Genomic DNA, 22,766 nt, shown 5'->3' with positions numbered 1-22,766 from the left:
TCTATGCCTAACGCTGGCGCACGAATCCCTTCGTGTGTCTATAAATAACAAGCACACGAAAGGATTCGTGCGCTAACATGGGTGTTACATGCAGGAAGAAGATATCCGTTGTAGAATGCACTCCGTCCAATCACAAGTGGTGGCAGACGACAGCAGATACCGGGGACGATGGGTCGGACAAGGCCTAGGGGATATTTCCGAAGCCCCATCCTAAGGCTTCGGAACTCTTCCCAGCCTTGACGGTATCTGTTGCCGTGAGTACTGGCCTGTGCGACAGACCACATTGATTGGACAAGGGGCCTTGCCGACTTGGGCCCTTTCCAAGTCGGATGCCCGGCCGGCATAGAGGCCGGATTGACCGTGTAGCTCCCCCTTTTATTCTTACCAAATGACGATTCTCTCTTCCTTAGGTACATACATCTTGTCTCCGGGCTTCGTATCCCAGGCATCATGGAAACCATCCAGATTAATGATCGGTCCGACGGCCCTATATTGTGCCGGAGAATGCGGATCGGTCTTGACTTGATTGACGACAAATTCATCGGTAGTCTTCGTACGCCATATCGTTGCCCAGGACAAGAAGAAGCGTTGCTCCTGCGTAAACCCATCGATCTCTCCCGGATTTCCTTTATCTTTCAGATACAGCTGCAAAGCATCAAATGCTACAGAAGATCCACCCAGATCTCCGATATTCTCGCCCAACGTAAAACGGCCATTCACAAAGACACCCGGTACAGGCTCATAGGCTTCAAACTGCTTTACCAAAGCATCTGCTGCCGCATCAAACTTGGCTTTGTCCTCTTCTGTCCACCAGTTGTTGAGGTTGCCATTGCCATCGTATTGGGATCCCGAATCATCAAAACCATGTGATATTTCGTGCCCAATGACGGCTCCTATACCACCGAAATTCACAGCCGCATCCGCTTTGTAATCATAAAATGGGGGTTGCAATATCGCTGCCGGGAAAACAATCTCATTATGCAACGGATTATAATATGCATTCACGGTCTGTGGTGTCATTCCCCATTCGGTCTTGTCCACAGGCTTACCTTGCTTGGCCAGATTATCCTCGAATGCCCATAGATTGACATTCCTTACATTCTCGTACAGCGAATTACCAATATCGAGTTTGGAATAATCCTTCCATTTGTCCGGATAACCGATTTTTACCGTAAACTTGGATAATTTTTCCAGAGCTTTTTCCTTGGTTACAGGAGACATCCAGGCCAGGTCTTTGATATGGATCTCGAAGGACTTGATCAGATACTGTACCAATTCCTCACAGGCTTGCTTGGCTTCTTCGGGAAAATGTTCTTTCACGTACAATTTGCCCAGCAATTCCCCTACCGAACCATTCACAAACTCCAACCCTCTCTTGTCCAAAGCTCTTTGCTCTTTTTGCCCTTTGAGCTTTCTACCATAAAAATCAAAAGACAATTCGTCCAGCTCTTTGGTCAGATAGCCTGTAGCACCATTGACCAGATGAAACTTCAAATAATCCTTGATGACAGGTAGATTTTGTGGGTTGATGATCTTATCCAGATTTTGGTAATAGGCCAATTCGCTGATGATCACGGTATCCGCACGAAACCCCATCGTATCGAGATACTTAGCGACGTCCATGTTTTTCACTATCTTGCCCAGATCTGCCACGGCGACAGGATTATAACGTTTTTGCGCATCGCGCATCTCCTCTATCGTTTTGAGATAAGAAGCAATGCTCTTTTCGAATGCCACGACGTCCCCACCCTTCGATCCTTTTGCCCCATCCACACCTTTGGTATATAAGGTATCCACGTACTGTGTATAGTCCATCAAAGTCTGTCGGTTCTTTTCATCGTCCTGCTGATAGTACGAACGTCCAAGACCAAGGCTACCGCCACCAAGATAGACAGCATTCATACTGCTGTTTTTCATATGTGCATACACATAGCCTCCGAAGAAAGGATTGCCACCTTCCTTACCATATTTTACAAAGTAGTCAAATAGGCCATTTAGGTCTTGAACCTTTTCTATATCTGCCAATTGCCCTTGAATAGGCTCCAACCCTATCTTATTACGGGTATCAAAATCCACATAGGATTGGTATAGATCGGCAATCTTCTGGCCGTCCGAACCCTTTTCATATGTCTTGCCCAAGGATTCCTTTAGGATTTTCAACGTAGCTACGTCTGTATTTTCGCGTAGTTCATCAAATGATCCCCATCTGGCCTTGTCCGACGGAATCTCTACTGTCTGCATCCAGTTGCCATTTACATAATTGTAAAAATCATCTTGTGGCTTTACACTTTTGTCCATAAATTTCAAGTTAATGGCATGATTTTGAGTGCAATGCACATTCATACCAGCCAAAATAGCTATCAATACAAAATTTTTCTTCATCTTTATCACGATATATTACCGTGCAAAATTACCAAATCCATCCGCAACCGGAAGTAACAAATTTAACAGAAATGCTGCTCGAAGTAGAAGGAAAACAATACAAGATTACCGTTTCTGACACCACAGTCGGGGTACATGTTGTCGGTGTCAAGGATTCCTTTGTTGAACTTTCCGTACACCACCAGATACCAAGGCATGAACTGCTGGCCTATCTACAGATCAATCACACACGCATACAAAAGGAAGCCGAACAGGCTGTTATCGCGCATACCGAGTGGATGGAAATACCACTCTTTGACAAAAAACATATCATCAAGGTAGATGCCAAGACAAAGAGTCCTTATCTACGTGCGAACACCGTATTTGCTCCACACCTACCCCACACGCTTCCCCAAATCGAACAGCTCAAAACCAATCTTCTCCAGCAGAGTATCCTCGAAATCATAGGAGATTGGGAGGAAAGGCTCGGTTTTATGTTGGGCGACATCTCCGTCAAACCACTGAGGATCAAGGATTACCGCCTATCCAAAGACAAGCGCTCCATCACCTACGCAAAAAAACTAGCAGACATCAACACAGACATGTTGGCTTATATTATTGCCACGAGTATCTTTGACTACCTGGATCTGCATACAGATCAACGCACGCATCTATATGAAAAATACGTGAGGGACTGGAAATATAAGATGAAGGTGTATGCGTATGAAAAAGGAATTACCCCCCAATCAACTTATCATATGCGATCTTCGAGTGATGTCTTGGATCTCTCGGTAAGCGAACAAACCTCACGTCATCAATAGGCAAAGGTATATCCAGAACCGCCTGCCGGATATGTTCCTTGTCAGCTTGCGCATGGGTCAACTCGATCAAGGCAACAAGGCTGCCATCGATCTGCAAAAGCGTTCCTAACTCTACCCCTGCGATGGATTGCACATGATTCTCAAAGACAAAAGGCGAAATATAGCGATCTTCTCCGGGGATTAAGGTTCGGCAACGCCCTACGAGATACAAATAGCCGCCGCGAAGATAACCTGCATCCCCTGTCCGGTGCCAATACACCCCATCAACATATATTTTGTTGCTATGCAATGCCGCTTCATTCTTGAAATATTGTGCAAGCACATGTGGCCCTGCCACGACAATCTCGCCCCACACACCATCGGCACATGTCATCGCTTCAAATTCCTCTGCCGAAATGGAAAACAGATCCCTCTCGTTCATCTTGATGATACGTACAGCCGTCTTGTGGTAAGGTTTACCTACAGGCAGACCTTCGTCTTGATAGGACAAAAGATCGCCCTCTGCCAATTCTTCGGCAGGAATCGAACTGATGGGCTCAGCCTCGGTCGACCCGTAAACAATCTGTACATTCTTGCTTGAAAAAGCTTGTATATACAGCTTTGCCTCAGACTGATAAACCGGCGCACCTCCTGTAAAGATATCTTTCAGGTAAGGTAAAGGTGTGTTGTGGGCTATCACAGCTTGTGCTACACGTTTGATGAAATACGGAGAAGCGACTAAGCGCGTGACTTCATACCGTTGCAACTGCTCGATAACCTTGTCCACGTCCATAACCAAAGGTTTGCCCGGCTTAAAGTCAGCAATAACCGATGTGGATCCTACAGCAAGATTAATCAATAGCACGATAGGTAAGACCGACATATCCACATCCGTTGGTTTGGCATCCAACTTCTCTTCCAAGACACGAAACTGTTCCAACAGGAAGCCATGTGTTCGTACCGCTGCTTTTGGTGTGCCCGTGCTACCGGTAGTAAATGTAATAAGAGCCATATCGCCCGAATAGGTTTCTGTCAAGCTGACAGAATCTTGGGAGGGATATGTAGTCGTCAGTTTGATCGGGACTCTACGGATTTCCCTGGACAGCAGACGCAGCAAATGAGCTCTCCACACGCCGACGAAAGCTTTACAATCGGCTATGGCACAACACTTGTCCAATCGTTTGCGATCTGCCCATTCATCCACAAAAACGGCTGTCGCACCCCTATACAACAAGGCCAAAATCGTACGGTACAGATCTATGCCCATCGGCACAAATACCAGTACCCTATCCCCTCGTTCTATTCCCCGCTGTGCAAAGTAAGCTGCCGCCTCCTTCACCTGGCGGCTCAATTCACCAAAGCTGATAGACCGTCCACCTTTTTCCACGATGGCAGTTTTATCGGGCAGGTTTTGTGCCTGTTGCAGAAACAGCGAAACGATGTTAAATGCTCTTTCCATACAGCGAATAGGTCTTGAACGGTTCGGCAAAGAAATGCTGTGAAATCGGGGTAGATGTACCGTCTGATTTGAGGAAAGCATGGATGATCTGCGTAAAACCCATCTCCCGTGCCGAAGCGTAGATCTGAGCAGCCATGACATGCCCCAATCCCCTGTACCGTGCCGACGGATGGCGGGCAATGGTCTTGATGATCAAAGTTTTCTGTACTTCGTCCAAAAAATCCTGCACACAAAAGAAGACGCCCACCACTTCTCCTTCGTCTTCCGCCATCAAAACAAATGGTGCATACAAATAGGGACGCAATGGAAGATATTTTTCCAAAAAAGAGGATAAGGAAATCGGCGAATACAGAAAATTGCTTTCAAAGCCTGTCAGCAGGAATGGATGCAGACGTACCAGTTCTTGTTCGTAATTGTCCAAGTCGATTGGACGGATGCTTATACCCCGGCTTTCCAAATTCGTTCGTATAGCATCCACTTCCTCCGATACAAAATCCAATCGGTTCGTTTTAGAAGAGTAGTAATGTGCTATAGCTTCAAAACCATTTTCTTTCCATTGCTGCACATAATAAGCCGGATGCTGTGTTTCCATCAAAAACAAAGGTAGATCTGCATTATCGTGAAAACGGTAATTCTCCCATGTAGAGCCGTCCATAGGACCGATCAATCCGTGTACACCCAAAGATCGTGCTTCTGTTTGAAGGGTATCAAACAATAACTTTACCGCTTCGCCATCTTCTTCGGCACGATAGCTACCCACCATGGCAGTAGCATCGTCGACATAGTGTATCGCAGGATTGTAATACAAAGAAGCTTTTGCCAAAGGCTTTTCCCCGTTATACACCAAAACCCCACAATGAAAGAAATCACCGGGAATTGCCCCACCACCTAAAGCCTCCTCAAATCGGGCAAAATCCGCATCTCCGTATTTAAAAATCTGCTTTTGCATCATATCCACAGGTACTTCGAAAACAACAACCCTACAACCACCGACAAAGGAATACTGATATTGTCATAACCATCCTTGCTTGCGGCCTCGGCCAAGGTCGCCAATAAGGCTATACTCATCACAGCCTGCCAAAGCACATAGGCTGACGTCATATAGGATAGGTACAGCGACACCAATACCAAAGCACTGACAAAGAACATCGTCGATCCCAACAGGGTCTTCCTCGCACCCAACAAAGTATATTGCCCTATCGGCCAACGTTTGCCTGCCAATGCCGCTAGAGGGTCACAGATCGCCAAGACCAATATCGGCAGGTAATAATAGGTATAGTCGTAGCCATTGAACTGAAAAGCCAGATAACAACCGTACACCGCTACCGGATAAGCAAGGCTACCTACCGACTTGCGATCTATTGCATGGATAGAAGGGAGCCAGCCAAAACGCAGGCTGCCGATCAATATCAATGCAAATGTCGAACAAAGGATCAGAACCAACCAATGCGAATCCAACAAAACCGGAAAGAGTAAGGCCAGTAAGCCTGTGCCCACATGGATAATCTTGCGCGTGATTTCCGCCTTGACCTTAAACACACGGTACAGCAATTCACCCAAAGCAAAAAGCACCAGATAGCATCCTGCCAATACCAATGTATTCCAAATACTTGCCTTATCCATTCTTTTGATCCACAATGAATTGATTGTAGAAAAAACCATTATCCTCCCGTGTCAGGGTTTGGGATAAATCCCGTTCATAAGTCATTTGCCACGGAAATATACCCGATATACGACGGGGTACCATCAGGTTCCAATAGGCCATGCGTCCATTTGGTGACAACGATGCTATCAACTTTTCGGCCGTCTGTTTAAAAATAAGTTTATCCATATACTCAAAGATATTGGAAAGATTCATATAATCGAAATGTCCAAACTCATCCACGACGGATTCGACGTAACCTTGACGGATATGTAGTTTGTCGATATTGGCCTTGATTTTTTCAAAATTTCCCGGTTGCAGATAATGGGGCAACAAATCTCCAAAGTTCCCTGTCAGACTGTACCGTAGAAAAAGGTTTTGCTGTGCCTGCACCTTTTGCAGATGACGTTTGGCTTTCTTGAAAATATATTCGCCTACCGTGATCCCCACCTCTTTGAGAAACTGTGGGTCTCTCCCCAACCATCCCATCACGCTACGGCTAAAAAAAATCTTAAAGAACAGTCGCCAGCGCCAGGTGTTCCAATGCCGGTGGTAATATGCTCGTTGTGCCGGCTCATCTTTAGGCGCAAGTAAAGCTGCTACATCGGATCGGCTATGAATAAAGGGCAGCACGCGACGGGCGAACAATTGAAAATAACGTTCAAATTTACCTTGATGGATAATACCCTTCTCGATCTGCCCGATATTCCTCTGCCAATACACCCGCGCATCGGGAGAAAGAAAATCCATGAGTCGATCCAACAGCAACAGCCGGGCATCACATGAACGAAATCCCAAAAACTGCAATACCTCATCATGTGTAAAGTATTTTATTGCCCACTTCTTGAGCTCGACAAGATATGATTGCACAGCATTGACATCTACTGCCACGACTGCTTCCGGATCCGTAGTCAGCAACGAAAAGCTATTGTCCCCAGCCGATGCGATAGACAATATCCGACTGTCTGCATGAGGCGATAAGCCCCGAAGCAGTATATCGGCATCTTCCCAACAGTTGGCATAGCGGATAAAATTGAAATCTACCTTTTGACTCAAATCACTCATGATGCACACTACTCAATATTTTGATCTCTCCTGTAGAGCCATCCATTTCGATTAAATCGCCTGTCTGCAAGGTCTTCAACAAACCCGTCACACCGACGATGCAAGGTATCCCCATCTCCCGCGAGACAATGGCCGAGTGGCTCAAGAGGCTACCCCGTTCGACGATGATACCCCCAGCACTGGGGAATAGGGTCACCCAACCCGGATCTGTATTTCCTGTCACCAATATATCACCGTCCAGAGATCTGACCTCGGAGGGATGATGTACCACGCGCACCTTTGCCTGCACATGGCCCGGACAACAACCTATCCCTTTAAAATCGCCCGCCAAGGCTTCAACTTTATGCTTACTATACAGGTCATTGCCTTGATACAGCGGCCCATACGTCGCAATCCGCTCCGATGGCGCATCCATTTGCCTAAACAGTTCGTATTCCTCCTTACGCACCGAAATCAAGGCTTTTAGGTCCTTGGTTACGCTCCTCCCCTCGATATAAGCGAATATCTCGTCCTTTGTCAAGAAAAATATATCCCGCACAAATTCGATATGTCCCTCTTCGTAAAAACGCTTGCCCATATAGACAAAGAGCTCTCGTACGATACCAAAGGCACGTGTACGCTCATAGCGCAGGTTTTCACGTGCGCTGACCAGTTCTCTTGCCTTTTTGACAGTTTTTCGAAGTCGCCACTTTTTCAACGGACTGCGTCGCAATGCCTTGTTCATCGTCTGCTCGGCAGCAAGACGTATTTCCTCTTCGAGATTAGAATTTGTCCGATCCGTGGTGATACCGGCTTCGACATACGATTGGATGACGGCCACAAACCTGGACGGGTCCTGCGTATACGAAATCGTCTCCAACTTCAATTCCCCCACACACCGTTCTCCCAATTCATCAATATATCGCCGGATATCATCCAATACCTGCTGGCTTTCTTCTTTTTTATCCTGCTGCAGAAACCTCCAGATATCCTCAGGCTCATTGTTTAGAAATACATGACGCAGGTACGCGCTTTTATCGACATAAGAAGCTATCGCAATGCTTCTGTGTATAGGTTGTGTAGAGATGATATCCGCGCTCCCGCACAATAGGTCATTGTGGATATTGGGGTATTGTCCATGGGTATATCCTTCGCACCGCTTTTGCAACAAACCAAATCCTATCATTGCAAAAAAATCGTTCAAGAGCGGTGCTTTCCATTGATTGAGCAATTTCGATTCAAAGTTGAGGTACAGGTTCATCAACTCATTGGCATTTTTGTGCTGCAAGTCTATCTTTTTATATTTGGATATGGTACTGTCCAATAGCCTCTTAAACTGTCCACGGCTACGGGGCAATGCCTTATAACGCCTGTACATCTGCCAAACCATCTTAATGATGCGCCACCAAGCTGTACCGGACGACAGGCGATAGCTTTCGGGTACATCAAATTGCTCCTTGACGCCCATCATCTTTTCCATAAAACGGGCATTGAGGCTATAGCCCGGCAACATAGCCAGCATGAGATACCAACTTTTGAGGTTGTAATAGACCCTACCGTTAATAAATCCCAAAGTATTTGCAAACACCCACTGGTTACGTTGGATAGTAGGCTCATCTACACCCAAAAACGAACAAAATTGTCTATAAGCTCCCTCATAGGATTGGCTGATAAACGAAAAAGTGAGCGGTGTGGTCACACCCGGGTAGGATTCAATGATATTGCTATTGTCCCAAAGCACGTATTCGGCCGAGATGTCTGCCGACTTATCCAGATTGGTGATAGGCCGAGCCTGCAAGAGATACAATTCACCACCTTGCACGGCAAATTCTACGTCTTGATAGAGACCATGCTCGTCATGCAGTGCATCCAATATGTCACTAAGCCGCCAAATCACCTCATCGGGTACAGCCTGGTCGTTTCGATGGACACGGGGTATTTCTACCTTTATCGTTCCGCCCAGATTGGCCGTATCCAAAATGATTTTCTCCTTCTTTCGGACAGTTTCCCTTATTATTTTCTTATGCTGAACGATATAATGATCGGCTTCCAATTCGCCCGACACCAACCCTTCACCCAACCCAAATACACCGGAGATCAGCTTTTCCTTTCGGTTGCCCGATACCGGATTGATACCAAAGGCTACACCCGATGCTTCTGCATCCACCATCTCCTGGACGATGACAGCTATACCAATACTTGGCCCCAGGTTATTCACGGCACGATAGCGCAATACGCGTTCGGAAAACACCGAACGCCAGACATCCTTGATTCGGGACAACAGATGATCCTTGGTCACATACAGATAGCTTTCGTACAGACCGGCAAAAGAAAGATTCCTGCCATCCTCATCAATGGCGGACGAACGTACCGCAAAATATGTAGTATCCGGAAATATCCCCAATAGCTCATCCCAAAGCTGTTTCGGAAATTGGTATCTGTCTATGGCATCGAGCAGATCCTGTTGATCCGTGACAGAGGTCACGTCTTGAAATACTTCTGTCAAAAAATCCGCAGGCAATACAACCCATCTGGGCATCGGGTAATTGCCTTGGCGCAGCCGCAATAAATTTCGGGCCTTGCCACCTATTGCCGGATTGTCTATATATTGAAATTGATAGTCTCTGATTAACATAAATTCTCTATTCAAGAACGTAACTTCACGCTGATGTGCTACCCAAATACAACATTAAACCCACAGCCAGCGCTCCAACATGGGGATTCCCCCAAGACTGAGGTACATAGCTATCGTCCAAAGTGCAGACGACAGTTCTATGGCCTTTGCAGATTTGCCCGATTTGTTTTGTATAAACAAAAAAGCCGGTATGCTGCACAGTACAAACAATGCCGTCAATACCCCGTAAGCCAGCCAACCATAACCTGCATAGCCCGATGCCAATAGGCTAAACAAAAGTGTGACAAACAGTACTCCCAACCATATCCCTACCGACTTCCGCGTCCCCAGCATCGCCGAATAGGTCTGCACACCCTCCTTTTCATCGCCGGGACTCTTGATCTTACGGCCTATCTCCAATACAATACCATTCATATAGGATACTGCAAAAAAGAACAATAATCCTTTAGGAGCCTCCGCACCCGCCAACAGCCAATCCAGGCCGCTGGCATAGATATCGATCAATGGTATGATCAACATATGCGAGACCACATACCAAAACTGATGTTTCTTCAACCATGTTGCCACGAAAAACTCTTTCCCCATCAGACACAGATACCCTATGACTACGGCATACAGCGCCAACATCTTGGGAAAGAAAATAGCATTAAGAACGACCTGCAAACAGACCACAATGACACCCATCATCTTCAGCTCCGCAAACGTAATCACTCCTCTCGGCACCGGTAGTTCTTTGCGATACCGCGCATCTTCTTCCGCATCTTTGAATTCGTCAAATACCCGTACCAAAAAGAATAAACTGACCGTAGTAAATATCCCTACCAAAAAGGTCGTCCAATCCACAAACCCTTCCGCACCACGGCATATGCGGCTGTAGGCTATCGCCGAAAAACTAAAAGCCGTCACGAGCAAACCGTGTCCCAATAATGGAAATCGTTCTTTTTGGTAAATCCAAAACCGCCGCAAAAACGAAGCTATATTTTCCTCCGCTTTGCTATACTCATTATATATTCGCGTATTCTTCATTCCATATTTACGCTATCCAAGCAATTACTCCGCCAAACATCACAGCCCCGGCAAATAAAAAACTATCAAACCTATCCAACACGCCACCATGTCCCGGTATCATACGGCTGTAATCCTTGACACCACATATCCGCTTGTACCACGAGGCCAAGGTGTCTCCCACAAACGCTCCTAGACATACCAGCAAGGGTAACATCCATTGCCAAGTACCAATCCGTTGATTCAACCACATCATATAAAGTCCGACCAGGACACCCATTACCAATCCTCCTATCACCCCCGCCACGGTCTTTTCGGGACTAATGCGTGGCAATATCTTGCGCCTCCCAAACAATTGCCCACTGATCTGCGCAAATCCGTCAAATGTAAACACTATCGTATACACATACAAGATACTTTGTGTATCTGCTATCGTCGAAAACCGATAAAAACAATAGGCGGTAAGGCCATAGACTACCAGCGCCAACAACAATACCCCAAGATTTCTCTTCTTGCTCTCTGTCCAGACTTTGAAGATTTCAAACAGGCCGATACTCACGAGTAGCAACGCCAACAGCCACATATATCCATAACGGATAGCCAACACGGTAATAGCCACAATGATTATGTAAAAAACATATTTGCCCCATCTTTCCCGTTGTTGTACAGACGTACTTTTGGTATTCAAGTGAGCAATAGCTATAGCTCCAATAGCAAAGAAAACAACGACCAAATAGAACAACGTCCAATACATCGCCTAGATTTTTTTTGAAAACACAACAAATATGCTCTTTAAGTTGGACCTCAGTTCGGGCAAGAGCAGCACCAACAACAGTTCCTCAAGATACGACAGGCAACTGAATACCAACATAAAATAAAAATATCCTTGATGGAAGCCGAACAGAAAATACGTAAAAATAAATATCCCTTGGATATAACCTGTAATCTTGCTGGAATAAAGATGGAAACTCGGAAACCGCCCAAACCGCGCCAATGAGATCAGTTGTGGTAAAACCCACATACCGATCAACAGGATGAATTCCCATTTATACGCAGTCACAAAATCCCATTCGAGCACAATCATGCCACTGAAGGCCATGATATACGTACCGATATCTGCCAACGAGTCCAACCTCGCCCCCAATTCAGTCTGTAATCTGAACATCCGGGCGATCAACCCATCAAGGATATCGGTAACCAGATTGATGGAAATCAACGTGATAAACAATGTCCTATCCTGCACGACAATAGCGTAAATGATGAAAGGCAGTGCCAAAATCCTATATGCAGACAACGCATTGGGGACATTGTAGATATTTTCCTTGGTCTTCATGTTATTTTTTACGGCCAAATTTTTGGTGCGCATGTGTAAAATGACCTGCAGAAAGTGCGGCTGCAATGGACAGTTCGCCCGCCAACACCACGGCTCCACATATCTCGGCAAACTTGCGGGCTTTGCCCTGCCCATAACATCCCATCAGTTCCAGACATTCCCGTTGCGTGGGCAAATGCGTTCCTCCACCTACTGTACCGACCACCAAGTTGGGAAGCGTGACACTCGCATAGAGCGAATCATCATCGCGTATCTCCATCCTTGTGATGCCCGTAGCCGCTTCGGCCACACAAGCTACATCCTGCCCCGTCGCTAAAAACAATGCTGTCAACCCATTGGCATAATGTCCATGTGCTCCTATTGCTCCGCTCTGTATAATGCCCATGGTTGACGTGCGCCAGTATTCGCTCATCTGCTCCGCCGTAGTCTTGAGCACCTGTTGTATGATTTCCTTGGGCAATACAATTTCGGTCGTCACTTTCTTTCCCCTCACATTGGTAAAAGAGAGTGCTGTAGCTTTTTTGTCTCCCGAATAATTTCCTTCAATAAACCAAAAAGTCGGTTTGGTAGGACAGGTCGACACAATATATTGACAGATTGCATCTGTGCATATCGTAACCATATTCTGCCCTGCAGCATCGCCGGTATGGTACTCAAATGTCACGATCAAATGATTTCCCTCTATTTGGATTTTAACATCCATCAATTGGGCAAAACGACTGGTTTGGCCGACGATTTCCTTAAATTTGTCTACTTGCGGCAGCAACCAGGCTACGAAAAGGCCCAAGTCTGCCAAACTATCAAACTTGAATACAGGACTACGTTGCACACCTTCCATGAGGCATATAGAGGTCGCGCCCCCTGCCAGATAACAGGCTTTAGCCCCCCTATGGTAAGAGGCCACCAATGCCCCCTCCGTAGTAGACAGTGGGATATAGAAATCCCCTTGCGCCGCTGAACCGATCACGCGTAACGGGCCGACCACACCGGTCGGTATACGTGCCATGCCTATATAGTTCTCTATATTTCCATTGAGCGAATCATAATCCTCAAAGGAGGCATCATTTGCTAGATAAGGTATCTCGACACCTGTTTTTTTATTCAAAAATGATTTGCGATTCGCTATGCCCTCTGCCGAAACATGAGGCTCAAACGGCAAATTGTCGTTTTCATGAACGTACTGCAACTCCTTATTCCGGATATTGGAAATAATCTGTTCCATTTGTTGTACGGTATTGATAATATGAAGTGCCGTACTCGCTTTTTCTAAAGATGACGCCATATGTTAATATTCCGGTTCTTCCAATTGTGCTCTGAATGCATCGAGACAAGGTTTTATCAACTCCTGCGATTCCCTGTACACCTGACTGGTTGTATCATTCATTTTGATCAGGTCAATAATATCAAACTTGGATAGTATTTTGTCTGCCGAACAAGTGCAATAGTCCTCTACAAGACCATCCTCCACTTCTACCCCCATCTGCACAAACTCTTTTTTACAACCATCCACAAACTCTTTTTTGGATGTTTCATTATTTACCAAAAAATTGCAGGACGACATCAGCAGCATTGCCAATGAAGCAACCAATAGCTGTTTCATACGTAACTTTCTTTTTTTAAAGATAAGAAGAAATCATGCAACTTCCCTATTTCTGGCAACAAAGCCTTCGAAAAGTAAAATTCATACATCTTGTCGAGAATGGATAAAGTTCAGATTTTATAGAAATTCTGTTTTTAGATGGCAATTGATAAATTGTTAACGTATATTTATATCGTCAACACGATTTAAATCAACAAATATGTCAACAAAACTCATTCTAGCCACGGTTATTCTGATGGCCTCTTGTGGAACCCCTTCTGCCCCATCCGATGAAACATCGGTAGTACCTATCGAGCAAGCCGTGGACAAACTTGTACAGGCCATGCTCCAAGCAGACAGCGCAAGCCTGAGTGGTTTGGCTTCGGACAAACTGTCTTACGGTCATTCGAGCGGAAAAATCGAAAACAAATCGGAATTTGTCGAAACCATCGCCTCCGGAGCTTCGGTATTTGAGGAGATAAAGATCGAAGACCAACACATCGATATAGAAGATAACACAGCCATTGTGAGACATACCTTATTGGCCAGAACAAACGATCCCGGCAAAGGTCCCGCCGACATAAGACTAGGTATTGTATTGGTATGGACAAAAGCGTCTGACGGTTGGAAACTCCTGGCCAGACAAGCTTTTAAATTGCCTTAGTTGGCAATATATGCTTTGATCGACTTCTTAACATAGAATTGACATTCCTTTTTCTATCTTTGTGCCGATTTCAGAATTGGGCAACAGAATAATATGAATAAAGGATTGATTGCTTTGGCATTTGGCGGATTAGCCATAGGAATGACAGAATTCACAATGATGGGTATACTGCCCGATATTGCCAAAGACATCGGTATCGATATCCCTACAGCAAGCAACCTGATCGGTCTTTATGCATTGGGCGTCGTCGTCGGAGCACCTACCTTGGTCGCATTGTCCTCGACCTATCCTCCCAAGCGGGTGTTGCTTTTCCTGATGCTTCTATTCTTCTTTTTTAACGGTCTCTTTACCTTAGCGCCCACACATTGGTCGCTTTTCCTGGCACGGTTTGCCGCCGGTCTTCCGCACGGTGCATTCTTCGGTATAGGTTCTGTCGTGGCCGCCCAATTGGCAAAACCGGGGAAAGAAGCCCAAGGCATATCGGTCATGTTTACGGGTATGACCATCGCCAATCTCGCCGGAGTACCCTTCGGAACTTATATAGGGCATCATTATGCTTGGCAACTTACATATGGAGCCATTAGCTTACTCGGTCTTGTCACCTGTTTGGCTATCTATTTTTGGATGCCACAACTACCTGTAAACAAAAGCAATAATATCAAGAAACAGATCAGTTACTTTAAGCGATGGGATGCATGGCTCATGGTAGCTGTCATCGCTATCGGAACAGGAGGCCTGTTTGCCTGGATCAGCTACATTTCAAAATTGGTCACCTCGGTATCTGGTCTTGCACCCGAAAGCATTTCTACCGTTATGATATTGATTGGCGTGGGTATGTTTTTTGGAAACATCATCGGTGGAAAACTGGCTGACACCATTTCGCCGAGTAAAGCCGCTATACTGTGTTTTTCATCCATGGCACTATGTCTTACCATACTGTTCTTTACGGCACATATCACCGCATTGGCCTATCCAATGGCGTTCATTACAGGCATGGTTGCCTTCACGATAGGGTCACCTCTGCAAATGATGCTCATCAATAATGCCAAAGGTGCAGAAACTTTTGCAGCCGCCGGTGGACAGGCATCCTTCAATATCGGCAATTCATTAGGAGCATATTTTGGTGCCATTCCCATTGCCTATGGTTTTGCGTACAATTACCCTTCATTGATCGGTGTAGTTATGGCATCCGCAGGAGCCGTCTTGGCTTTTGTGTTCTTAAAAAAAGTAGAGAGAAAAGAAACCAAGGTGATCGACGGTCAGCAGGAACCTTACCTTAGAAAAGTAGGATAAAGAAACATTGTAGAGACGTAAGATCTTACGTCTCTCATCTCTATACACATAGATTAAAAATCAAAACAACGTACCCGAAATCCCGCCATCCAACGGTATGCCAGCTCCCGTTAAGAAGGAAGCATATTCCGATGCCAAAAAGGCGACAAGATATCCATATTCTTCGGGTTGCCCCAATCTCTGCACGGGTACAGCGCACATTCTTTGCTTCCGCACCTCTTCAAAAGCACGTCCCTCAGCTTTGGCCTGCGCGTCCATCAAGCTGTTCAATCGATCCGTTTCAAAATAGCCTGTCAAGATAGAGTTGACCGTAATGCCATCTTTAGCTACAGCATTGGACAAGGATTTGCTCCACGAGACCAGTGCTGTCCGCATGGTATTAGAGAGCACCAGATTATCCTGAGGCTCTTTGACCGTCATGGATGACACATTGATTATACGACCAAATCCCTGCTCTTTCATATATGGAAGTGCCAATTGGGTCGTATATACTGCATGCTGAAACAACAATTCAAATGCCTGCCGGTAATCTTCCTCTCCCTTCGAAAGAACTGTACCCGCAGTCGGGCCTTGTGTGTTGTTGATCAAGATATCGACCCCTTGACGGGCAAAGAAATCCGTTATATTTTTCTTGTGAAGATGATAATTGTTAAAATCTGTTACAAGATATCCGTGGTCTTGACCGTGAGAGGTATCCAATTCTAACAAGGTGGATTTCAACTTATCTTCCGATCTTGACATCAATATCACTTCTGCCCCACACTTGGCCAACTGTAGCGCGATAGCCCGGCCGATTCCCGAAGAACTACCTCCGATCAATGCTTTTTTTCCTAACAGATTAATATCCATATTCTTACCCTATTACCTTTATATATAAACTTAATAAAAAATCTTCTCCACAATATCCATAAAATTTTGGAAAGAAGGAAATGAATGGTAAAGACCAAATTTTAAGCACTCGCGACACGCGTGCGCTAGCACAAATCTGGCGTTCCGATATATCGGGATGTATTCTTTAGAGAGGTATATACACGATAGGTTAGAGCTAGGCACAGTACAACGTATCTACAAAAACACCTTTTTATTTTGTTCTAAAAGTTTTTTTTCGTTATATTTATTACGTTATAAACTTGTGTCCTATGCAAACAACAACAGAATTTCTCATTTGGGATAAAATCGTGAACAGTGCCAAACAGCGATTTGATTACGAGCTTTATGCCAACAAATTCAAAGACCTAGGGTCTGATGTATTTGACACCTTGCTACTCCACATTATTGTAGGATTTGCCTCCGGAGAATGTCATGAAACCATATCCACCAGCCTGCATAACGAGCTTCAGCATATCGGTCTCGACATACGTGACGAGATTATAGACACTATTGTGGAGGACAAGCACATCATGTTCAGTACCGAAATATACGCCGCTTACCTGACTTTCTCAATGTTGGAAGATGGACATAGCGAGTTTGAAGTATTGGGATGTATCACGGACCTGTTGGAAAGTCCAAAGGTATATTGAGCTGTTGTGGTGGGCTTAGACCCACCATAGATCATTATCTCATACTCAACGTATAATTTATTCCCAAAGAAAACCATCTGCCCGGCAAAGGAACTGCTGCTGTCTCTATATACGACTTATCCAGCGCATTTGTCACATCTGCATACAAATTCACCCCTTTGTGACGATATGCGACACGTAAATCCGTCAAAAAGTAACTGTTTTTCAACTCTCTCTTGATAAATCTATTGCCCGATGAAATATGCCATACATCATACTGATAGGCTAATCGAAAGATAGCTTGATGTTTTAAGCTTTCCAAGATATATTTGGATTGGATATCGCTCTCGTACACAAGATCTTTCGGAACGAGGTAATTGTAGCTACCTTGATAACTAAATGAACTTTGTTCATTTATCCGCAACTGTTGCCCTACACTAAAGTTGAAGCCTTGCACTCTATTTTCACCAAAATTGTACGGTTGATAAGGATCAGCTTCATTTTCCCGGATCCAATCGATAAATTCAGTAATATTTCTATAAAAATAACCCGTCTGTACCTTTACGCTCCCGGCATGATATTGCATAGAGGCTTCGTACTGCCATGCATTCTCCGATTTAAGATCTGGATTTCCGATATTGGCAGGTTGATTGAGATACAGGTCCGTAAAAGATGGGATGCGTTGACTGGAACCAATATTGAACGCCACTTTCCACGAAGGATGGAATAGATACGCGACATCCAAACCCGGAAACACCTGCCAACCATAATCTGTATTGTAATTGAGGTATGTGCCTACGTTCAATAGTACATTGCGAATGGCTTCGGTACGATATTCAGCATAGGCACCGTGGTTATTGCGGCTATGGTTGCCGATGTTGGTACTTTCGATCTTCTCGGAACGTGTCTCCAAGCCAAAACCAAAATCACCGATAGAAGATTGGAAAGTGCTGTTCAATTCTGCCGAAAAAGCGTTTGTGCTATGCTCCGAGCGAGCTTTGCTCAGATCATCCCTGTAATAACGGTAATCGTCTTCATTGTATCGGTAGCTGATTCGAGGCTTGAGGGTAAAACGAGGACTTATTTTGTGATCCGATCCTACGCTGACGATGGAGGTATTGACTACTTCTTGCGATTCTTTATCTCCCGGAGCAGCATAATAGCCATTGGCCCCAAAAGTATTGTGGATGGTTCCGGCCATCCAGTGTATACTATTGTCTTTATCAACGTGCAGACGAGCCTGATAGAACGCCTTTCTGTTGTGGGATGCTGTATTGTACCGTTGACCATTGGATAGATCCTGCGATACGGTCAATAGATTTTGGAAAGAACGGCTACCAATGTTGGCCACCAACTGGAGGCTTCCACCGCCATAGATACCTCCACCATCTCCCTCTTCCTTCTCTTTGAATCCAGAACCTGCCTGTGCATGGACAGAAAAAGAATTGCTTTCCTGATTTTTAGTGATGATATTGATGGCTCCCGTAAGTGCATTGATCCCATAGACGCGTGCCGCAGGGCCTCTCAATACCTCAATGCGTTCCACCGCATCCAATGGCACAGGAATATTCATCGAATGATGTCCGGTCTGTGCATCCGAAATCTTAACACCATTCAGCAAAATCAATGTTTGGTCAAAACTGCCACCGTCTATCCCGATGTCAGTCTGCGTACCGAAAGGCCCACGCTGCCGCACATCTACTCCGCCGACAAAAGCCAAGACTTCATTGACAGACTTCACGGACAATCGTTGTATATCCTCCCTCGTGACTACCTGTATATTTCTTGTAGATTTACTAAATGGAATTTGCAGACGGTTTTCGGATACGACAACTTCTGACATGACAGTGGTATCCTGTCCCATAGACTGGGCTAAACTCACGAGCGGTGTAGCAAAGACACCCAAAAGCACAAATTTTCTCAACATATTATTAAAAGTTTAGGCTATAGGCTGTAAGCTATATGCCATAAGCCCAAAGCTATAAAAAGCCTATTGCCTATAGCTTATCGCCTAAAGCCTATAAAATTCACACAAAACTCGTATCTTTCCGGCACACTTAACCAGTCCACTTTTAAGAATATGAGTAGTCCGGCTGAAATTCCATTTTTAAGTTTTATCCAATTGGACAGACACCATACGTCTGCTCTCTATCTACAATTGGCCCAACAACTGGTCAATGCCATACAACGGGGATACCTACCCTTGGGGATTAAACTACCCGGCACACGCACCTTGAGCCAACTCTTGCAGGTACATAGACAGACCATCGTGAATGCCTACCAGGAATTGGAAGCACAGGGTTGGATCGAAACCGTACCGAATAAGGGTACTTTTGTGATCAACAACAGTCACAACAATAAGCACAGATGGCATACATCGACGGTATCCTTGGTACAATACCCCGAAAGGACGGGGTTCGATTTTTCTATATCCAACATCTTGAACAGCCCATTCGAATATGCTTCCAATCAATACCAATTCAACGATGGCACACCCGATGTTCGTCTGACACAGTTTGACCGACTATCCAGCCTTTATTCTGCTTCCATAAAAAGGAAAAGCACTCGTCGAAAATTCGAACACTACAATTATGAAGGAAGCACCTATTTTCGGGAGCAACTGAGCAATTATCTCAACTATTCGCGTGGGTTGCATATTTCAAAAAATAACCTTCTGATCACCCGTGGCACCGAAATGAGTCTGTATCTGATTGCCAAGCTGCTACTCAAAAAAGATGATCTGGTACTTGTGGCAGAATGGAGTAACTTTGCGGCCAACATGATTTTTCAGGATGCCGGAGCAAAAATAGAAACTATTCCCCTGGACAAAGATGGAATAGATACAGACGCTATCCACGCCAAACTAAAGCATAAAAAGGTACGGCTTATCTACGTCACACCACACCATCATTACCCGACAACAGTGCCGCTTAGTGCTGAAAGACGGATAGCTTTGCTCAAACTAGCGCAGGAATACGGGTTTGTCATTGTCGAAGACGATTACGACTATGATTTTCAATATGAAAAAGGCATTGCCATGCCAATCGCCAGTGCAGACGTAGAAGGGATGGTCATTTATATAGGTACATTTGGTAAGTCCTTAGCGCCGAGTTTCCGGGCAGGTTTTGTAGTCGCTCCCATCAATCTGATGAGCGAATTGCAAAAATACATTGGGCTGATAGACCATCAGGGTGATATATTGATGGAACACGTGTTGGGTGAACTGATCGAGGAAGGCGATATACACCGATTCCTTAAAAAATCACTCAAAATATACCGTGAACGGCGTGACCACCTCTGTAATTTATTAGAACAACGGTTTTCAGACAGGTTAACCTACCAAAAAACCAGTGGAGGGCTAGCATTATGGTTAGAATGGAATAACCCTATACCTCTCCTACGCCTTGCCAAGCAATGCCAAAAGCGCGATCTTTTTATTCCCAAAAACATCCTCTATCAAAATCGACAAACAACGGCGATGCGTTTGGGATTCGGTCATATGACCACAGAAGAGATGACAGCAGCCCTGTCTATTCTTCAAGAGAGTTTGTATGAAATAGAGGGTTAAAAAACGGTTATTCAACCCATGCCTCCTTTGTTTGCAAGGAAACATGGGTTAAAGAAGATTAGTTTCTCTTTTCCAACTGAGCGGACGCTTCGTTGTTTTCACTTGTGAGTGTCAGTGTATTGCCTTCGATACGATAGCTCGTCACCTTTCTCAAGACCTCGATAAACTGTTGTTCAATTTCAAGATTAGGACAAGCCATCTCTGTAGCGGCAATATCCGATATCACTATACCCGTATCTCCTATGCGTTCAAGATTGGCTCCAAAGCCATTACAGCCGGCATTTCCTATTACCCTGTTATTGACTTTGTCAAAAAGCAGGTGAGGTTCAGCATTGAACGAGGTGTCCAATACAATAGCTTGGCCATTCAATCCCGTAAGCTTCCATTCCTTATCAAATATATCAGGGGGCACAACGATAGCCTCGATAGTATCAGCTTGAGTTATTTCCTCCGTAGCTTCTTCTTGTTGTCTTCCTGAATTGTTGCAAGCCGCTGTGGCAGCGGCCAATGCAAGGATAAAGATACTTTTTTTCATATGTTGTGTGTTTATTTGGTTTTGCTTATTCATAAGGATACGATAACCCTAACTTACCTTCCCTACCGATAGCATAACCTTTATTTTTTCGATATTGTCTCGTTTTTGTTACAACAAAAAAAGATAGCAATGGTTTTCCCAAAATATTTTAATTCGGTCTAAACATATCCAGCGACCGCCAGTATTTATCTTTATACAGCTCATAGGACAAGTCTAGTTTGTCTGTATATCTTACGGTCAAATCATATACGATTTTTGCCGGTTTCCTAAAGTCTTTACACGCAAAATAAATAACCCTTTCTCCATCGGCAGTTTCCCTTCCCACATTGAGATAGCCTTCAAAGTCCTTCAGCCCCAGCATGATATCATCTTCAAACTGATTGAGCAGTTCATAGGTATTCTTGTCAGGAAAACCGTTGTTGTGGCGACCATCGTATTTTACGGCCACTTTCAACATCCAGGGGTGTGAGGCCTTAGCATCCCATTCGAGCAAGGTGGTGTTGACGATAACAATCAAAGGCAACCCATTTTGCAGCTCTGCTTCCAAACTCGCGTAACGGTCATTTTCGGTATCATAACGGGTTCCGCTATATTTTTCCACAAATTCTTTCTCCCGCCATATGAGATAATCTTTAAGCTTTCCTATGGGAATCAACTCTTGCTGTACCTGGTCTTTGGATATTACCGTGAGGTTGTCAATCTCGGTCAGTGAATTCAGCTCGCCGAGATAATTGTCCAGAAAAATATAAACTCCATTGGTAATAAGTGCTTTGTTTTCTTCATTCAGGTCTTCATGGATTACGACAATATCTACCTCATCCGGATAATTTTCATGTTCGATCGGATAAAACGACAAGTGCTCACTATCAAACGTATAATCTCCCATTCGGATACTGACGTTTTTGATGTCCATTGCAGGTTTTAATGCTGTAAACTCCAATTTGTCAATGTCGGAGCTGCATTGACGAGCTCTTCCACAAAAACAATGTTTTTGATATATCCATCCGGCGTAAATATCAGTTCGGCCGTATGCTCGTCACACATTCCCGTCAGAAAGAATATTCCATCCTTCACTTCTTTAAGCTTTGGGGACATCCTATCAAAAAAATCTGTTTCAATGTCCTTACCACTTTTTACGACATTATAAAAGACCTGTTCATTGTTTTTGAACCATTCCCAAAAGTCTCCATAGTTCTGAACCTGCTGTTCTTTCTTACCAAAAATTTTGTTTAAAAATCCCATTTTAATGTTCTACTTTAACATTCGATTATATCATCAATAAGTACCTTCACCACTACAATATTTTACGCATATGAAAAAGTAAGTATATGTAGCGATATTTTCATTAA

22 protein-coding genes are annotated in these 22,766 nt (G+C 44.6%); 6 read left to right on the top strand and 16 right to left on the bottom strand.

Features of this window, described 5'->3' with window-relative positions; translation table 11 throughout:
• Nucleotides 1–88: 88 nt before the first annotated feature.
• Nucleotides 89–214 (top strand): hypothetical protein, encoded by a 126-nt coding sequence (locus G5B00_RS18285; protein WP_255453796.1) that lies wholly within the window; start codon nucleotides 89–91, stop codon nucleotides 212–214.
• Nucleotides 215–381: 167 nt separating this feature from the next.
• On the opposite strand, the gene G5B00_RS12365 is transcribed toward G5B00_RS18285, so the two are convergent.
• A complete protein-coding gene (locus G5B00_RS12365) occupies nucleotides 382–2,382 on the bottom strand; it encodes a M13 family metallopeptidase (RefSeq protein ID WP_163875686.1) in 2,001 nt (666 codons plus the stop codon).
• A 20-nt stretch (nucleotides 2,383–2,402) separates the two neighbouring features.
• Here G5B00_RS12365 and G5B00_RS12360 point away from each other — a divergent pair, with 20 nt between their 5' ends.
• Nucleotides 2,403–3,182, top strand: a complete 780-nt coding sequence (locus tag G5B00_RS12360) for a hypothetical protein (RefSeq protein ID WP_163875683.1) — start codon at nucleotides 2,403–2,405, stop codon at nucleotides 3,180–3,182.
• On the opposite strand, the gene G5B00_RS12355 is transcribed toward G5B00_RS12360, so the two are convergent.
• Genes G5B00_RS12355 through G5B00_RS12310 form a run of 10 tightly spaced genes read right to left on the bottom strand, consistent with a single transcriptional unit; the run spans nucleotide 3,097 to nucleotide 13,879 of the window.
• Complete coding sequence (locus G5B00_RS12355; protein WP_163875678.1) at nucleotides 3,097–4,620, bottom strand: AMP-binding protein; 1,524 nt, start codon at nucleotides 4,618–4,620, stop codon at nucleotides 3,097–3,099. The genes G5B00_RS12360 and G5B00_RS12355 overlap by 86 nt on opposite strands.
• Nucleotides 4,604–5,572 carry a GNAT family N-acetyltransferase gene (locus tag G5B00_RS12350; RefSeq protein ID WP_163875675.1) on the bottom strand — a complete coding sequence of 323 codons (969 nt, stop codon included), beginning with the start codon at nucleotides 5,570–5,572 and terminating at the stop codon, nucleotides 4,604–4,606. Before G5B00_RS12350 ends, G5B00_RS12355 begins: the two co-directional genes overlap by 17 nt.
• Nucleotides 5,569–6,243, bottom strand: a complete 675-nt coding sequence (locus G5B00_RS12345; protein WP_163875673.1) for a phosphatidate cytidylyltransferase — start codon at nucleotides 6,241–6,243, stop codon at nucleotides 5,569–5,571. The genes G5B00_RS12350 and G5B00_RS12345 overlap by 4 nt, the downstream gene beginning before the upstream one ends.
• On the bottom strand, nucleotides 6,236–7,327 hold the full coding sequence (locus tag G5B00_RS12340; protein ID WP_163875670.1) for a DUF3419 family protein: 1,092 nt from the start codon (nucleotides 7,325–7,327) through the stop codon (nucleotides 6,236–6,238). Before G5B00_RS12340 ends, G5B00_RS12345 begins: the two co-directional genes overlap by 8 nt.
• Entirely contained in the window at nucleotides 7,320–9,941 is a 2,622-nt protein-coding gene (locus G5B00_RS12335; protein ID WP_163875667.1) for a PEP/pyruvate-binding domain-containing protein, read from the bottom strand. The genes G5B00_RS12340 and G5B00_RS12335 overlap by 8 nt, the downstream gene beginning before the upstream one ends.
• A gap of 54 nt (nucleotides 9,942–9,995) precedes the next feature.
• Nucleotides 9,996–10,967, bottom strand: a complete 972-nt coding sequence (locus tag G5B00_RS12330; protein ID WP_163875664.1) for a UbiA family prenyltransferase — start codon at nucleotides 10,965–10,967, stop codon at nucleotides 9,996–9,998.
• A gap of 7 nt (nucleotides 10,968–10,974) precedes the next feature.
• Nucleotides 10,975–11,700 (bottom strand): phosphatidate cytidylyltransferase, encoded by a 726-nt coding sequence (locus tag G5B00_RS12325; protein ID WP_163875661.1) that lies wholly within the window; start codon nucleotides 11,698–11,700, stop codon nucleotides 10,975–10,977.
• Nucleotides 11,701–11,703: 3 nt separating this feature from the next.
• Nucleotides 11,704–12,279: a CDP-alcohol phosphatidyltransferase family protein gene (locus G5B00_RS12320; RefSeq protein ID WP_163875658.1), complete on the bottom strand. Its 576-nt coding sequence runs from the start codon at nucleotides 12,277–12,279 to the stop codon at nucleotides 11,704–11,706.
• Between the two features lies 1 nt (nucleotide 12,280).
• A complete protein-coding gene (locus G5B00_RS12315; protein WP_163875655.1) occupies nucleotides 12,281–13,561 on the bottom strand; it encodes a hydroxymethylglutaryl-CoA reductase in 1,281 nt (426 codons plus the stop codon).
• A gap of 3 nt (nucleotides 13,562–13,564) precedes the next feature.
• Nucleotides 13,565–13,879 carry a hypothetical protein gene (locus G5B00_RS12310; RefSeq protein ID WP_163875652.1) on the bottom strand — a complete coding sequence of 105 codons (315 nt, stop codon included), beginning with the start codon at nucleotides 13,877–13,879 and terminating at the stop codon, nucleotides 13,565–13,567.
• A 199-nt stretch (nucleotides 13,880–14,078) separates the two neighbouring features.
• Here G5B00_RS12310 and G5B00_RS12305 point away from each other — a divergent pair, with 199 nt between their 5' ends.
• Together G5B00_RS12305 and G5B00_RS12300 are read left to right on the top strand one after the other, a co-directional pair.
• Nucleotides 14,079–14,522 (top strand): nuclear transport factor 2 family protein, encoded by a 444-nt coding sequence (locus tag G5B00_RS12305; RefSeq protein ID WP_163875650.1) that lies wholly within the window; start codon nucleotides 14,079–14,081, stop codon nucleotides 14,520–14,522.
• 93 nt (nucleotides 14,523–14,615) lie between these two features.
• Nucleotides 14,616–15,815, top strand: a complete 1,200-nt coding sequence (locus G5B00_RS12300; protein WP_163875647.1) for an MFS transporter — start codon at nucleotides 14,616–14,618, stop codon at nucleotides 15,813–15,815.
• 60 nt (nucleotides 15,816–15,875) lie between these two features.
• Here the strand turns inward: G5B00_RS12300 and G5B00_RS12295 are convergent, their stop codons facing one another.
• Nucleotides 15,876–16,664, bottom strand: coding sequence for an SDR family oxidoreductase (locus G5B00_RS12295; RefSeq protein WP_163875644.1), 789 nt, complete (start codon nucleotides 16,662–16,664; stop codon nucleotides 15,876–15,878).
• Between the two features lie 290 nt (nucleotides 16,665–16,954).
• Here G5B00_RS12295 and G5B00_RS12290 point away from each other — a divergent pair, with 290 nt between their 5' ends.
• Nucleotides 16,955–17,335, top strand: coding sequence for a hypothetical protein (locus G5B00_RS12290; protein ID WP_163875642.1), 381 nt, complete (start codon nucleotides 16,955–16,957; stop codon nucleotides 17,333–17,335).
• 34 nt (nucleotides 17,336–17,369) lie between these two features.
• Here the strand turns inward: G5B00_RS12290 and G5B00_RS12285 are convergent, their stop codons facing one another.
• Nucleotides 17,370–19,241: a TonB-dependent receptor plug domain-containing protein gene (locus tag G5B00_RS12285; protein ID WP_163875639.1), complete on the bottom strand. Its 1,872-nt coding sequence runs from the start codon at nucleotides 19,239–19,241 to the stop codon at nucleotides 17,370–17,372.
• Nucleotides 19,242–19,394: 153 nt separating this feature from the next.
• Between G5B00_RS12285 and G5B00_RS12280 the strand changes: the two genes are divergently transcribed.
• Nucleotides 19,395–20,882: a PLP-dependent aminotransferase family protein gene (locus G5B00_RS12280; protein WP_163875636.1), complete on the top strand. Its 1,488-nt coding sequence runs from the start codon at nucleotides 19,395–19,397 to the stop codon at nucleotides 20,880–20,882.
• Between the two features lie 58 nt (nucleotides 20,883–20,940).
• Here the strand turns inward: G5B00_RS12280 and G5B00_RS12275 are convergent, their stop codons facing one another.
• The 3 genes from G5B00_RS12275 to G5B00_RS18185 form a co-directional block, all read right to left on the bottom strand.
• Nucleotides 20,941–21,417 carry an META domain-containing protein gene (locus G5B00_RS12275; protein WP_163875634.1) on the bottom strand — a complete coding sequence of 159 codons (477 nt, stop codon included), beginning with the start codon at nucleotides 21,415–21,417 and terminating at the stop codon, nucleotides 20,941–20,943.
• A 148-nt stretch (nucleotides 21,418–21,565) separates the two neighbouring features.
• Complete coding sequence (locus tag G5B00_RS12270; protein WP_240894479.1) at nucleotides 21,566–22,330, bottom strand: DUF695 domain-containing protein; 765 nt, start codon at nucleotides 22,328–22,330, stop codon at nucleotides 21,566–21,568.
• A gap of 8 nt (nucleotides 22,331–22,338) precedes the next feature.
• Nucleotides 22,339–22,659, bottom strand: coding sequence for a hypothetical protein (locus tag G5B00_RS18185; RefSeq protein ID WP_240894477.1), 321 nt, complete (start codon nucleotides 22,657–22,659; stop codon nucleotides 22,339–22,341).
• Between the last annotated feature and the right edge of the window lie 107 nt (nucleotides 22,660–22,766).

Source organism: Parapedobacter sp. SGR-10 (genome assembly GCF_011030405.1).
GTDB lineage: Bacteria > Bacteroidota > Bacteroidia > Sphingobacteriales > Sphingobacteriaceae > Sphingobacterium.
This window is presented reverse-complemented; position numbering and strand designations above follow the sequence as displayed.

Excerpts from the sequence above, each read along its gene's own strand:
- G5B00_RS18285 (WP_255453796.1), top strand. The coding sequence starts at position 89 with ATGCAGGAAGAAGATATCCGTTGTAGAATGCACTCCGTCCAATCACAA.
- G5B00_RS12365 (WP_163875686.1), bottom strand. The coding sequence starts at position 2,382 with ATGAAGAAAAATTTTGTATTGATAGCTATTTTGGCTGGTATGAATGTG.
- G5B00_RS12355 (WP_163875678.1), bottom strand. The coding sequence starts at position 4,620 with ATGGAAAGAGCATTTAACATCGTTTCGCTGTTTCTGCAACAGGCACAA.
- G5B00_RS12350 (WP_163875675.1), bottom strand. The coding sequence starts at position 5,572 with ATGATGCAAAAGCAGATTTTTAAATACGGAGATGCGGATTTTGCCCGA.
- G5B00_RS12345 (WP_163875673.1), bottom strand. The coding sequence starts at position 6,243 with ATGGATAAGGCAAGTATTTGGAATACATTGGTATTGGCAGGATGCTAT.
- G5B00_RS12340 (WP_163875670.1), bottom strand. The coding sequence starts at position 7,327 with ATGAGTGATTTGAGTCAAAAGGTAGATTTCAATTTTATCCGCTATGCC.
- G5B00_RS12335 (WP_163875667.1), bottom strand. The coding sequence starts at position 9,941 with ATGTTAATCAGAGACTATCAATTTCAATATATAGACAATCCGGCAATA.
- G5B00_RS12330 (WP_163875664.1), bottom strand. The coding sequence starts at position 10,967 with ATGAAGAATACGCGAATATATAATGAGTATAGCAAAGCGGAGGAAAAT.
- G5B00_RS12325 (WP_163875661.1), bottom strand. The coding sequence starts at position 11,700 with ATGTATTGGACGTTGTTCTATTTGGTCGTTGTTTTCTTTGCTATTGGA.
- G5B00_RS12320 (WP_163875658.1), bottom strand. The coding sequence starts at position 12,279 with ATGAAGACCAAGGAAAATATCTACAATGTCCCCAATGCGTTGTCTGCA.
- G5B00_RS12315 (WP_163875655.1), bottom strand. The coding sequence starts at position 13,561 with ATGGCGTCATCTTTAGAAAAAGCGAGTACGGCACTTCATATTATCAAT.
- G5B00_RS12310 (WP_163875652.1), bottom strand. The coding sequence starts at position 13,879 with ATGAAACAGCTATTGGTTGCTTCATTGGCAATGCTGCTGATGTCGTCC.
- G5B00_RS12305 (WP_163875650.1), top strand. The coding sequence starts at position 14,079 with ATGTCAACAAAACTCATTCTAGCCACGGTTATTCTGATGGCCTCTTGT.
- G5B00_RS12300 (WP_163875647.1), top strand. The coding sequence starts at position 14,616 with ATGAATAAAGGATTGATTGCTTTGGCATTTGGCGGATTAGCCATAGGA.
- G5B00_RS12295 (WP_163875644.1), bottom strand. The coding sequence starts at position 16,664 with ATGGATATTAATCTGTTAGGAAAAAAAGCATTGATCGGAGGTAGTTCT.
- G5B00_RS12290 (WP_163875642.1), top strand. The coding sequence starts at position 16,955 with ATGCAAACAACAACAGAATTTCTCATTTGGGATAAAATCGTGAACAGT.
- G5B00_RS12285 (WP_163875639.1), bottom strand. The coding sequence starts at position 19,241 with ATGTTGAGAAAATTTGTGCTTTTGGGTGTCTTTGCTACACCGCTCGTG.
- G5B00_RS12280 (WP_163875636.1), top strand. The coding sequence starts at position 19,395 with ATGAGTAGTCCGGCTGAAATTCCATTTTTAAGTTTTATCCAATTGGAC.
- G5B00_RS12275 (WP_163875634.1), bottom strand. The coding sequence starts at position 21,417 with ATGAAAAAAAGTATCTTTATCCTTGCATTGGCCGCTGCCACAGCGGCT.
- G5B00_RS12270 (WP_240894479.1), bottom strand. The coding sequence starts at position 22,330 with ATGGACATCAAAAACGTCAGTATCCGAATGGGAGATTATACGTTTGAT.
- G5B00_RS18185 (WP_240894477.1), bottom strand. The coding sequence starts at position 22,659 with ATGGGATTTTTAAACAAAATTTTTGGTAAGAAAGAACAGCAGGTTCAG.